We start from the raw sequence: 12873 nt of genomic DNA, 5'->3' as shown, positions 1-12873 counted from the left end.
AATACCGTTTCTCGGTCATTTAGTTGTTAAATTTTATGACTCGCATACTAATTCATGCGTTTTTGTTAGACCTTAGGCTAATTTAACAACATTGTAACATCACATTTTTCTATGGTTATGTCTTCCAACTCCCATATTTCAGTGGATTAGCGCTAATCGCGTCCCGACTAAAGTTGCACAGATCCCTTTACTTATCCTTGCTACATTCTAAATCGTAACATTACGTTAACACAGCCATTTACAAAAACGGTTTCTACGAAAACGGAATAAAGGAGAAGGCAATGGCGTTCGAATCTACGGAACATGCTCAAGCCTACTGGAAGGAAAACTTGGGAATTATGGGAACACTGCTCGCGGTCTGGTTTGCGGTGTCTTACGGCGCTGGCATCTTATTTGTGGATGCCCTCAATACCGTTCAGTTTGGCGGGTTCAAGCTAGGATTTTGGTTCGCTCAGCAAGGTTCGATATACACCTTCGTGGCGCTGATATTTATTTACGTTGTCCGCATGAATGCGCTCGACAAAAAATACAACGTACAGGAAGACTAGAGGCTAGAACATGGATATTCAAACTTGGACGTTTATTCTCGTCGGTATTACTTTTGCGGTATATATCGGCATCGCAATCTGGGCTCGTGCAGGGTCGACTAGTGAGTTCTACGTTGCTGGCGGTGGTGTACACCCAGTAGCAAACGGCATGGCAACCGCCGCTGACTGGATGTCGGCAGCATCATTCATCTCAATGGCAGGTATCATCTCATTCGTTGGTTACGACGGTGCGGTTTACCTAATGGGTTGGACAGGTGGTTATGTACTACTTGCGCTATGTTTAGCACCTTACCTACGTAAGTTCGGTCAGTTTACGGTTCCTGATTTCATCGGTGAGCGTTACTACTCGAAAACGGCACGTATGGTAGCGGTATTCTGTGCAATCTTCGTATCGTTTACGTACGTTGCAGGCCAGATGCGTGGTGTGGGCGTTGTATTCTCTCGTTTCCTAGAAGTTGATATTAACCTAGGCATCATCATTGGTATGGGTATTGTGTTCTTCTACGCAGTACTAGGTGGCATGAAAGGCATCACTTATACGCAGGTAGCTCAATTCTGTGTCCTCATTTTCGCCTTCCTTGTTCCAGCAATCTTTACCTCAATCATGATGACAGGTAACCCACTTCCACAAGTTGGTATGGGCTCTACGCTATCAGGCACAGATGTTTACCTTCTTGATAAACTGGATGGACTGACCGAAGAACTCGGATTTACCGCCTATACCGAAGGTAACAAGAGCATGGTAGATGTATTCTTCATCTGTGCGGCTCTAATGGTCGGTACTGCGGGTCTTCCACACGTAATCATTCGTTTCTTCACGGTACCAAAAGTACGTGATGCTCGTATCTCAGCGGGTTGGGCACTACTGTTCATCTCATTGCTATACACAACAGCACCAGGCGTTGCAGCATTCGCTCGTGTAAACATGATCGAAACAATCAACGGCCCTGACATGCAAGGTGTCGCAGCAGCAGACGCACCGAGCTGGTACAAAAACTGGGAAAGCACTGGCCTAGTAGGTTGGGAAGATAAGAACGGCGATGGCAAAATGTTCTACTCGGGCGATGAGCGCAACGAGATGAAGATTAACCGTGACATCATCGTACTGGCTTCTCCAGAGCTAGCGAAACTACCAAACTGGGTTGTAGCACTGCTTGCAGCCGGTGGCCTAGCAGCCGCACTATCAACAGCCGCGGGTCTACTATTGGTCATCTCAACGTCGATTTCACATGACTTGTTGAAAAAAGGCTTCAGACCAAACATGACCGACAAGCAGGAGCTGTTAGCCGCTCGTCTGGCAGCCATGGTCGCGATTGTCGGTGCCGGTTACTTAGGTATTAACCCACCAGGCTTTGTAGCACAGGTAGTAGCGTTTGCCTTCGGCTTAGCCGCAGCATCCTTCTTCCCAGCGATTATCCTAGGTATCTTCTACAAGAAGATGAACAAGGAAGGCGCAATTGCAGGTATGTTGTCAGGTATTGCCTTCACAGCAAGCTACATCATCTACTTCAAGTTCATTAACCCAGCAGCAAGCACACCTGAAAACTGGTGGTTTGGTATCAGCCCAGAGGGCATCGGTACGCTAGGTATGTGTCTAAACTTTGTAGTATCAATTGCAGTGAACAAAGTGACAGCTGAAGTTCCAGAAGATGTACAAGAGATGGTTGAGAACATCCGTTACCCGAAAGGTGCAGGTGAAGCTCACGACCACTAAGCACAACCACTAAACAAAGATGTTTAGCAAAAAATGAATCAGTACTTACATTGTAGGGATTAGGTACTGACTCCAGAAAGCCGATACTTCGTGTATCGGCTTTTTCTTTTTCTGCTCACTTTATAAAAAGAGAAACAAAGGGTTGTTTTTAAAATCTCATTTGATAATAATTATCATTAACATCTAATAAAGAGATGCAGATGATGATGAAAGAGCAGCAGGTTCTCTATTCGAGGTTTTACAAAGCACAGGATCGCTTTGCTTCATTAGAACAAGTTCAAGGCCATGAGCCGTTTGTAATTCGAGAGTATATCGAGTGTGCACTGACGCTTTCGGCTTACTATGAAAAACATGCCGCTCAAGAAAACATCTTGTTGTGCGAGCTGTATCTACGCCAAGTTTTCTTTCATTTGATTGAAGCGATTGAGTCTCCTGAGCGCAGTTTCGCCTTTCGTCATATCTGCCTAGACTCTATTCACTCACCACTATTTTATTTGAAGCGCCACTACTGCCAGCAACCGCAAGGCCAAGCGCGTTTTTTGAATCTCAGCCAAACACTACAACAAGTCCAAGCCCCACTTGGCTAACAAGGATAGAACATGACCCTACAATTTCGGATTGAAAAAGACAGCATGGGCGAAGTGAAAGTCCCTGCCGATGCGCTATACCAAGCACAAACTCAGCGTGCAGCGGATAACTTCGCGTTTAGCTCACACAAGATGCCGACCAGTTTTATTCAAGCACTGGCGTTAATTAAACAGGCAGCGGCAGATACCAATGCTCAGTTAGGTCTACTGGAGGGTGATATTGCCAATGCGATAGCCGAAGCCAGCCAAGAGATCATTGAGGGCAAACATCTCGATCAATTCCCGATCGATGTCTACCAAACCGGTTCTGGCACCAGCTCAAACATGAATGCCAACGAAGTAATTGCTACGCTTGCCTCAAGAAGCTTGCAAGGCGACGTGAATCCCAATGATCACGTTAACATGGGCCAAAGCAGTAACGATGTGGTGCCAACCGCAATTCAAGTGAGCGTCGCTTTGATGGCTGAAAATAAGCTGTTACCAGCATTAACTCACCTTGCGGAAGCACTCACTATCAAGCAACAGGAACTTGCAGAGGTCGTGAAGACCGGCCGCACTCATCTAATGGATGCGATGCCAATGACCTTTGCTCAAGAGCTAGGTGGTTGGAAATTTCAGATAGAACACGCTAAGCAAGCAATAGAGAGCACCCTGCCCGCTATCAAGGCTTTAGCACAAGGTGGTACTGCGGTTGGAACAGGGATCAATGCTGACCCACGCTTTGCCAATAAATTTTCGAGTAACCTGTCTCAATCGACAAAGATCAGTTTTAGCTCGAGTGAAAACTTCTTTTTTAACCTCAGCAGTCAAGACGTGATCGTTGCGCTTTCTGGGCAGCTCAAAACTGCAGCAGTTGCGATCATGAAGATCTCAAACGATCTTCGCTGGATGAACTCTGGGCCGTTGGCTGGCTTAGGGGAAATTGAATTGCAGGCGCTACAACCAGGCTCGTCTATCATGCCGGGCAAAGTAAACCCTGTGATTCCAGAAGCAGCGGCTATGGCGGCGGCGCAAGTAATTGGCAACGACACCACCATTACCGTAGCTGGACAATCAGGTAACTTCCAACTCAATGTGATGCTGCCAGTGATTGCTCATAACGTGTTGGAAAGTATTGAGTTATTAGCTAGGGCGTGTTGATCTTTGCTGTACATTTCGCGTTCAACAATACATCGGTAGCCACATTAACATGAATGCCAGCGATAACATGCTGGCATAATTCCTTTCTAGCTTGTCATATCTACTTGAAATAGCTCGATAATGCTTAATTCTCCCAAAGGCATTTTCGACCAAGTGACGATACTTGTATAAACACCAATCCATACTGTCTTTGTCTATATCTTGTCCGTAATTGCGTTTAGCAATTACCGTTTCTCCGCCACGTTCCTTAACAAAAATACGGAAAGGTTCGCTGTCATATCCTTTATCACAAACGATGGTATTAACTTCATCGAGTTGCTCAACTAAGCTTTCGGCATGCACTATATCGTGGCGTTGTCCCTCTGATAAATCAAAGCAAATCGGCAGGCCACCACTATCTACGGCTAAGTGAATTTTGGTTGAGTTGCCCCCGCGACTTTTTCCTATTTGCTCTGAACTTTCAGTAGCTGCACCTGTACTATGCTGATGTGCTCTAACTATAGAGCCATCAAGAAATACCCATTCAAAATCAGCCATGTTAGATAAGCTTTTGAAAAGATTATCTAAAATCCCTTTCTTTGACCAAAGATTAAATCGTCTGTAAACGGTACTCCACTCTCCGAACTCAGAGGGTAGATCTCGCCAAGGAATACCTGTTCTCATTCGATAAAGTATTCCTTCAAATGTCATTCGATGTTCAGTTTTATCGTAAATACGACCTGTACTTTTCATAACTTGGAGTAGCAGTTCCCAGCGAATATCAGTTAGCATTGTTCTTGGCATGGTATTGGTTATGGTTTTACTTTTGGCGAAGCAAATTATAACTCTTTACCATGCTGTTCAAAAAACACTCACGAAAGATCAACACGCCCTAATAGTTCTGTCGTATTGGCAGATAAAGCCATCGCGACCTTCACGGTACGCCAAGATAACCTCGATTTGGCACTGTCAAAGAACCCAATCCTAGTGACCGCACTTAACCCTGTGATTGGCTACTTGAAGGCGGCTGATATTGCCAAGAAAGCTTATAAAGAAGGCCTACCAATTCTGGATATAGCAGAAAGAGAAACCGATCTTAGCCGAGAAGAGCTCAGCAAGCTGCTTGATCCAACCACACTGACACAGGGTGGCATTGCGGGTTAGTTATTGAATTAACAAGCGAATAGTCATCCACAGAAACAAAAAAGGCCTCTCCTGAGGCCTTTTTAATCTCTAAGAGTTAATTAAACTAACTCACCCGATTCAAGACCGCTCTTAACTTGAGTGGCTTCACTGGCTTGGCAATAAAGCTAAAGCTGTTGGCCTTTATCGCTGCCAACATGTCATCGGTTCTATCGGCACTGATGATGACCCCTTCAAAAGAATCTCCAAGGCGCAAGCGACACTGCTGTAATACTTCGAGACCCGTTCTGCCATTATCCAAACGGTAATCTGAGAAAATGACATCTGGCAGCCAACCTTCATCTAGGCACTGCAAACTTTCGACCAGATCAACCGCCGTCTTAACCTCACAGCCCCAGCGGCCAATCAGGTTTTCCATGCCGACTAAGATTTCTCGTTCATTGTCGACACACAATATCTTCAGATGTTCGATGTCACTGGTCGCCATTGGCGTCGAAGCTTGCACAACTGGAGCCACTTTTTCCGCTCGAGCTAAGGTGATTGAAAAGACACTGCCTTGGCCCGGCCATGAGCGCATCGAAATTTGATGGCCAAGCACATGAGCAATACCTTTCGAGATAGCCAGCCCTAACCCCAATCCTTGATCAGCTCGTACTTGGCTGCCACGAGTAAACTCTTCAAAGATCTCTTGTTGCTTGTCTTCATCGATACCGGTTCCGTTATCCCACACATCGATTCGAACCTGTCCATTCACTCTTCTCGCACCCAGTACCACTTTCCCTTCCGGGTTATAGCGGAACGCATTGGTCAAAAAGTTCTGAATCACACGCCTTAACAGCTTAGGGTCAGAGTGAATGAACAATGACGATGGAATCATCTTAAACTCAATTTTCTGTTGTCTCGCTAGGGCACTAAATTCCGCATTTAAGTTGGTTAGCACATCGTGCACGGCAATCGCGTGAATGTTGGTTTCTAACTTTCCGGACTCCAATCGAGAGATATCCAACAAGTCACCAATCAAATCTTCTGCGGCGCCAAGTGCACTCTCGATGTGAGATGATAATTGCTTCACCTCTTGCTCTTTTGCTACCTCAGAAAGTGACGAAGCAAATAGACGTGCGGCATTGAGTGGCTGCATCAAATCGTGGCTTACCGCGGCTAGAAAACGACTCTTAGATTGTGATTCTTGATCCGAAATCTGCGTGGCTTTTACCAAACGATGATTCAGTTTTTCGAGCTCTTGAGTTCGCTCATGCACTCTCGATTCCAAGCTTTCATTGGCATCTTTTAGGGCTTGCTCTGCTTGTCGGAATACCGTGATATCGGTAAAACTCATCACAAAGCCACCACTTGGCATCGGGTTACCTTGCACCTCAATCACTCGACCATCAGGGCGAATACGGGAAGAGGTGTGTCGAGTGCCTTGCTCAAGGTGATAAACACGGCGACGAACGTGATCTTCTGGGTCACCCGGACCACACAAACCCTGTTCGGCATTATGGCGAATCACATCGGAAATGGGTCGCCCAACCTGAATCAAACCCGCAGGAAATTCAAACAGCTCTAAGTAACGTTGATTCCACGCCACCAGCCTCATTTGTTTATCTATTACTGCGATGCCTTGGCCAATATGTTCAATCGCTCCTTGCAGTAAACCACGGCTGAAGTCGTACAGTTCTGAAGCTTCATCCACGATGGTCGCGACTTCTTCAAGCTGCATGTTTCTTCCCTGCAAAGCGGAAGTAAGTACTAACTTAGCAGACGAAGCACCAAATACACCTGCGAGCACGCGCTCTGCGTGTCGAATCAGACTTGCAGGCGCTTGTTGATTAGGAAGCAGCGGCTGACCGTGTTGTTGCCAGTAGCTGTGTAAGGCACTTTTGGCACGCTTACGGCCTACAAAACGCGACGCCAGCATCTCTAATTCAGCGACTGTCACGCGATTCTGATAGAGGCTGATATTCTCGTTCTCAGGCAGTGGCGTGCCAACAAATGCCGCCGATTGTAAGCGCTCACTTAGGCTTGGGCGAGTCGTCATCGAAACCACGGCATAGCACAAGGTATTGAGCACAATACTCAGCACAATTCCCCAGTTTGAGCTGCTGATATCCCAACTGCTGAGTAACTCTGGTGGCGTAATAATCCACAGTAAAAGGTTACTTTCACTATCGCCCGCCAACATGCTGGTTTGGCTCATTAGGGTGATAAGCCAAATCAAGGAGCCAACCATTAAACCGACATACACGCCCTTGCGGTTACCCGGGCGCCAGTACAAACCACCAATAAGTGCTGGCGCGAATTGAGCAATCGCAGCAAACGAAAGAAAGCCAATCGCTGACAGTGAATGAATGGTATCGAGCGCTTGATAAAACAGCCAAGCACCAAGCAACAGCAGTAAAATTAGTCCGCGGCGAATCACCAATAACAGACCAGAAAAATGTCGATGGGTTCTTTGGGTTAGGCGCATACGGCGCAGTAACAGTGGCATTACTAAATCGTTCGACACCATGATCGCCAAGGCGATGGTCGACACTATCACCATGCCACTTGCCGCAGACGTACCACCAAGGAAAGCCAGCAAGGCAATGTGATTAGCCCCTTCTGACATTGGCACACTGATCACATAGGTATCCGCTGGCATACCAGTAAGTAGCCCTTGTCCTGCCCAAGCAATTGGCAGCACGAACAGTCCCATCAAAATCAGGTAAAGCGGAAACAACCAGCGAGCGGTGTGCAGGTCTTGAGGACGTTCGTTCTCTACCACCATGGTATGGAACTGGCGTGGCAAACAGACAATCGCCAACATGGTCAAAACGGTATGAATAATTAAGGTCGGAATATTGGGTGATTCGTAGGTGGAAGCCGCCACATCAAGCAGGTCGATTTTGTCGCTGCTCATCGCCAGATACATGATGAACAGGCCAACGATCAGGAATGCCGCGAGCTTAACGATGGATTCAAACGCCACCGCCATCATCATGCCACGGTGATGTTCTGTGTTATCAATGTGTCTTGTACCAAACAGCATGGTAAAAATAGCCAAAGCACCGACCACGAACCAAGATACGTGATAGTCCTGATAACCAAAGTCAGCCGCTAGGTTGGGCGCAACAATATCCAACCCCATGGTGATACCACGCAGTTGCAGAGCGATATAAGGAAGGATACCGACCACGGCGATAACCGTCACCGCCACCGCTAAGCCCTGAGATTTTCCATAACGAGCCGCGATAAAGTCGGCAATGGAGGTGATGTGTTCCCGCTTCGCAATCAGAATCAGCCGCGCCAAGATCCGCCAGCCTAGTGTAAAGACCAGAATCGGGGCGAGATAAATGGGTAAAAAGGACCAAGGGTTATTGCTCGCCTGCCCGACCGTTCCATAGAAGGTCCAAGAGGTACAATACACGGCAATCGAAAGGCTATAGATCCACGGGCGCCAACGCGATAGCCAACGAACCTGCCTGTCTCCATACCAAGCGATCAGAAATAACACGCCCAAGTAGGCTAAAGAGACTGGAATTACTATCCATCCTTGCATTAAAAACCCTTTCTTCATCCATAAAAAAACCTCTCCATAAGGGAGAGGTTTCATTTAACTAAGGATGGGTGATTAACTCAATCGCATCGCTTAAATTCTGTGCTTTAGACTCTAATTATCAGCATTTGCTGTGAGATTCTGACTGTTCCGAATCTGATTGATTAATCTCAACCACTGAACTTCTTTCATCCAACTTAATGAACAGAGCAAGTGCACCCATTGCAGCCATACCCCAGAAGATATTTGCACCCCAAAGCTCATAACCCCAACCACTTAAGGTGGTCATCAGTGCAATAAAGGCACCTAATGGAATCGCGTTATACAGGGCTTGTAGCGCAACCATCTTGTTTTGTTCTTCAGATTGGATGTATTGAATCGCGGCGATGTGTGCCATGGCAAAGGTCACACCGTGCAGCAACTGCACCATAACCAGTGCGAAAATCGCTGTCGTTGATGCGGTAATACCCCAACGCGCCATCACCCCAATAGCCGCGACGACAAACAAAGTACGCAGTGACCAGCCTGAGAATAATCGCTTGCTCAGAGCAAATACGGCCACTTCAGCAACAACACCTAAGCTCCACAAGTAACCGATGATCGCTTCTGAGTGACCCGCTTCTTTCCAATAAATCGCACTAAAACTGTAGTAAGCCGCATGACTACCTTGCAGCAGCGCCATCAAGGATAAAAATTTTACCACTGACGACTCACGCAGCAGTTCACCTAGTTTTGGTCGCGCCGCTTGTTGCTCAGATTGCGTTACTGGCATCACATTGGGATTTCTCATCGCCAGAATCAATGACAACAACACGCCCGCAAGTGCAGTATACAAAATCATGTCGGTGCCAAATTGTGCCACCAAATAGCCAACCACCGTTGAGCCTGCGATAAAGGCAATTGACCCCCAAAGGCGAGTTCGGCCGTAGTCGAGCATTTTCAAACGACTGTAATGGTTAGCCATCGCATCAGAAAGAGGAATGATCGGCCCACAACAGAGGTTAAACAGTACCGTTGCCAACAACATCAGTACAAAACTGCCACCGGTGAAGAAGTGGAAGCCAACAAACAGCAGCGCAGCGAAACTCAAACAGCGTAGCGCTGGCATCAAGTGTTCCACTTTATGGATACGCGGCGTAATCACTAGGTTAGCCACACAACGAGTCGCAAATCCGATACCAATCAATACACCAATATCACCAGCAGACACGCCTTGGTCTTCAAACCACAACGCCCAAAATGGCAAATACACGCCATACGCAAAAAAGAAACCAAGAAAATACTGAGAGATCCAGCCATAGGGTGAAGGGCTAAACATAAATGACCTATAAAGTGTGCGGAAAAAGGCAGCACCAATTATGCCTATCTCGCATACGATGAAAAAGGGAATTATTACTGGGATAGTATTCCCATATTCAATGGGTCTGAATATCGCATTTCAACAAGAGATTTCACGCTCATCAATACCCATACTCGCATTTAGACTAAAGTCGTCTGGAGCTTCGCTGGTATTTTGTCAGACTGATTAAAGACTCCCATTTCTTCTTGTGATGCTTATGCCTGACAAATTTAATATGCAGCACCCACCCTTCGATAGCCTGTCCGACGCCGAACAGTTGAAGCTTCGCTCTTCATTAGACGTGGTTTATTACCGCTCCCAAGAAGTGATACTGGAAGCTGAAAGGCCGAGCCGACACCTGCATATTTTGATCAAAGGGGCTGTTGAAGAGCGCGCAAGCAGTGATGGCGAGATTTACGCACATTATGCCAATGACGATATTTTTGATGTCCGCAGCCAGTTTGAACCTCACACCAAACACCAATATATCGCACTCGAAGATACATTAAGTTATCTGCTGCCCACCGATATTTTTCTTGAGCTTTACCACGCCAATGGCCAATTCGCGGCCTACTTTGATAGCAACCTATCAACACGAAAAGCTTTGATAGAAGCCGCCCAGCAGCAACAGAATCTTGCCGAGTTTATATTGACCAAAGTGGATGACTCTATCTACCACCCACCACTGATACTTGAACCAAACCAACCTATCAACCAAGTCACTCAAACCCTTAAAGAACAAGGGTTAGACTCGGCCCTAGTTCATTTGGAACATGATGTTCCAAAAGCTTTTGGATCATCATGTTCCTTGCCGTATGGAATCGTCACTCGAACCAATTTATTGCATGCTGTGATGCTCGATAATTTCCCACTGGATGCACCTGTCGGAGAGATCGCAACGTTTCCGGTGATGCACGTGAACCAAGGTGATTTCTTATTTAACGCCATGATTACCATGACCAGAAATCGAGTAAAAAGGTTGATGGTTTGTGATGGTAAAAATGCGGTCGGCATGGTGGATATGACACAGATCCTCAGTGCATTCTCCACACACTCCCACGTTCTCACTTTGCGTATTGCGCGCGCCACCAGCGTTGAAGAGTTGGCAATGGCATCCAACAAACAGCGTCAACTGGTCGAGAGCTTGCTCAGTAATGGGATTCGCACACGCTTTATCATGGAACTGATTTCTGCGGTCAACGAACAGATCATAGAGAAGGCTTTTGAGTTGGTGATCCCGCCTGCACTGCATAATCATTGCTGCCTAATCGTGTTGGGTTCCGAAGGCCGTGGCGAACAAATTCTCAAAACCGATCAAGACAACGCGCTAATAATTCAAGATGGTTTGGAGTGGCATCAATGCCAAAGTGCCATGAACGACCTCACCCATACCCTTCAACAATTGGGTTACCCACTGTGCCCGGGCAACGTAATGGTCAACAATCCGAAATGGGTGCATTCAGAACAAGAGTGGAAACAAACCCTCACCCATTGGGTAAAAAAAGCCACGCCAGACACCGTGATGGATATTGCGATCATGGCAGATGCACACGCTGTGGCGGGGAATAGAGAGCTATTAAAACCAGTCAAACAGCACCTCAGTGATTTAATGCTCGGACAAGAATTGATTCTGACGGAGTTCTGCCGCCCAGCGCTGAACTTCTCGGTCCCCCTCACCCTATTTGGCAATGTGAAGCAATCCAAGTCAGGGCTCGATATCAAAAAAGGTGGTATTTTCCCTATCGTGCATGGTGTGAGAGCACTTTGTCTTGAGCATGGTGTCACCGTAAACAACACCTTCGAACGCATTGAGCAACTGGTCAGCAAGAAAGTGCTTGAGCAAAGTACTGCCGATAATCTCAGTGAAGCACTCAAGCAATTCTTTAAGTGGCGCTTAACCCAAAGGCTTTCTCAGCAGCACAGCAGCAACAAGATTAACGTCAAACTGATGGAGCGAGCAGACAGAGATCTGCTTCGTCATAGCCTGCACGTGGTGAAGAAATTCAAGCAATGGCTCGGCTACCACTATCAGATACGGGATTAGGCGATTGAACGATGAATAGGTTGGTTCGCTATTACTGGCATCACAAGCTCAAAGGCTCTCTCTATCAGCCTCTGTTTACTGCGCCTATTGATCATGAATATGTATCGCTCGATTGTGAAACCACCAGCCTAGACCCCAATCAGGCAGAATTGGTCACTATTGCCGCGACCAAGATCATCGGTAACCGAATCATTACCAGCCAACCTTTTGAAGTCCGATTGCGCGCCCCGCAATCGCTTGATTGCAATTCAATAAAAATCCACCGCATTCGTCATCAAGATCTAAAGCATGGCATCGAAGAAAAACAGGCTTTAATCGAGCTACTGAACTTCATTGGAAATCGTCCTTTAGTCGGCTATCACATCCGCTATGATAAAAAAATTCTCGACCGCGCCTGTTTAAAACAGCTTGGATTTCCACTGCCTAATCGATTAGTCGAAGTGAGTCAACTCTACCAAGACAAACTCGAAAGACAGCTGCCCAATGCCTATTTTGATCTCAGTATGGACGCCATCTGTCGCCAGCTCGATTTACCGATACCGGTCAATAAACATGATGCATTACAAGATGCTATCTCCGCTGCGCTGATCTTTGTGCGTCTGAAACATGGTGATCTGCCCCGTTTCAACTCTTCTTATTCTTAATTCAACCACTGGCGTTTCACATAGAGAGCAACATCTCAAAAATGAACTTAACTCGCTATTTTGTAAGTGAAAAGCAGCGTCTCATCCTAAAGTCTAATTGTGGAAATCGCCGTCCTAGCCGAGAGTGATAACACAAAGATGGTTCTGTAATAGACCTAGAAACTGAACACAAAGGAAGTTGCCAGTTCATTAGGAATGTA

The 12873-nt window shown here is 46.6% G+C and carries 8 protein-coding genes and 2 pseudogenes; 7 read left to right on the top strand and 3 right to left on the bottom strand.

Annotated elements, in window-relative coordinates; genetic code table 11:
- The first annotated feature begins 281 nt into the window (after positions 1 to 281).
- From OCV19_RS00960 to OCV19_RS00945, 4 genes and pseudogenes are all read left to right on the top strand, one after another.
- Positions 282 to 548, top strand: coding sequence for a DUF4212 domain-containing protein (locus OCV19_RS00960; protein ID WP_010435433.1), 267 nt, complete (start codon positions 282 to 284; stop codon positions 546 to 548).
- A gap of 10 nt (positions 549 to 558) precedes the next feature.
- A complete protein-coding gene (locus OCV19_RS00955; RefSeq protein ID WP_065677172.1) occupies positions 559 to 2262 on the top strand; it encodes a sodium:solute symporter family protein in 1704 nt (567 codons plus the stop codon).
- 200 nt (positions 2263 to 2462) lie between these two features.
- Positions 2463 to 2849: a hypothetical protein gene (locus OCV19_RS00950; protein WP_081090254.1), complete on the top strand. Its 387-nt coding sequence runs from the start codon at positions 2463 to 2465 to the stop codon at positions 2847 to 2849.
- Positions 2850 to 2861: 12 nt separating this feature from the next.
- Positions 2862 to 3983 (top strand): annotated as a pseudogene (locus OCV19_RS00945) (class II fumarate hydratase); the annotation flags it as partial.
- A 27-nt stretch (positions 3984 to 4010) separates the two neighbouring features.
- Here the strand turns inward: OCV19_RS00945 and OCV19_RS00940 are convergent.
- Positions 4011 to 4772 (bottom strand): IS5 family transposase, encoded by a 762-nt coding sequence (locus OCV19_RS00940; protein WP_086738309.1) that lies wholly within the window; start codon positions 4770 to 4772, stop codon positions 4011 to 4013.
- Positions 4773 to 4862: 90 nt separating this feature from the next.
- Here OCV19_RS00940 and aspA point away from each other — a divergent pair.
- Positions 4863 to 5132, top strand: a pseudogene (aspA, locus tag OCV19_RS00935) (aspartate ammonia-lyase); the annotation flags it as partial.
- An 85-nt stretch (positions 5133 to 5217) separates the two neighbouring features.
- Here the strand turns inward: aspA and OCV19_RS00930 are convergent.
- Positions 5218 to 8649: a hybrid sensor histidine kinase/response regulator gene (locus tag OCV19_RS00930; protein ID WP_065677331.1), complete on the bottom strand. Its 3432-nt coding sequence runs from the start codon at positions 8647 to 8649 to the stop codon at positions 5218 to 5220.
- 118 nt (positions 8650 to 8767) lie between these two features.
- Entirely contained in the window at positions 8768 to 9964 is a 1197-nt protein-coding gene (locus OCV19_RS00925) for a 3-phenylpropionate MFS transporter (RefSeq protein WP_065677328.1), read from the bottom strand.
- 232 nt (positions 9965 to 10196) lie between these two features.
- On the opposite strand from OCV19_RS00925, the gene OCV19_RS00920 reads away from it, so the two are divergent.
- Both OCV19_RS00920 and OCV19_RS00915 read left to right on the top strand, forming a co-directional pair.
- A complete protein-coding gene (locus OCV19_RS00920) occupies positions 10197 to 12029 on the top strand; it encodes a DUF294 nucleotidyltransferase-like domain-containing protein (RefSeq protein WP_065677327.1) in 1833 nt (610 codons plus the stop codon).
- An 11-nt stretch (positions 12030 to 12040) separates the two neighbouring features.
- The gene (locus OCV19_RS00915; protein WP_017062708.1) at positions 12041 to 12673 is read left to right on the top strand and encodes a 3'-5' exonuclease; all 633 of its coding nucleotides are present in this window, start codon (positions 12041 to 12043) and stop codon (positions 12671 to 12673) included.
- Positions 12674 to 12873: the final 200 nt, after the last annotated feature.

The organism is Vibrio celticus, from assembly GCF_024347335.1.
GTDB classification, from domain to species: domain Bacteria; phylum Pseudomonadota; class Gammaproteobacteria; order Enterobacterales; family Vibrionaceae; genus Vibrio; species Vibrio celticus.
The sequence above is the reverse complement of the archived record's forward strand: the minus strand, read 5'-3'. Positions and strand labels throughout refer to the sequence as shown.

Coding starts and splice junctions, on each gene's coding strand:
- OCV19_RS00960 (WP_010435433.1), top strand. CDS start 282: ATGGCGTTCGAATCTACGGAACATGCTCAAGCCTACTGGAAGGAAAAC.
- OCV19_RS00955 (WP_065677172.1), top strand. CDS start 559: ATGGATATTCAAACTTGGACGTTTATTCTCGTCGGTATTACTTTTGCG.
- OCV19_RS00950 (WP_081090254.1), top strand. CDS start 2,463: ATGATGATGAAAGAGCAGCAGGTTCTCTATTCGAGGTTTTACAAAGCA.
- OCV19_RS00940 (WP_086738309.1), bottom strand. CDS start 4,772: ATGCCAAGAACAATGCTAACTGATATTCGCTGGGAACTGCTACTCCAA.
- OCV19_RS00930 (WP_065677331.1), bottom strand. CDS start 8,649: ATGCAAGGATGGATAGTAATTCCAGTCTCTTTAGCCTACTTGGGCGTG.
- OCV19_RS00925 (WP_065677328.1), bottom strand. CDS start 9,964: ATGTTTAGCCCTTCACCCTATGGCTGGATCTCTCAGTATTTTCTTGGT.
- OCV19_RS00920 (WP_065677327.1), top strand. CDS start 10,197: ATGCTTATGCCTGACAAATTTAATATGCAGCACCCACCCTTCGATAGC.
- OCV19_RS00915 (WP_017062708.1), top strand. CDS start 12,041: ATGAATAGGTTGGTTCGCTATTACTGGCATCACAAGCTCAAAGGCTCT.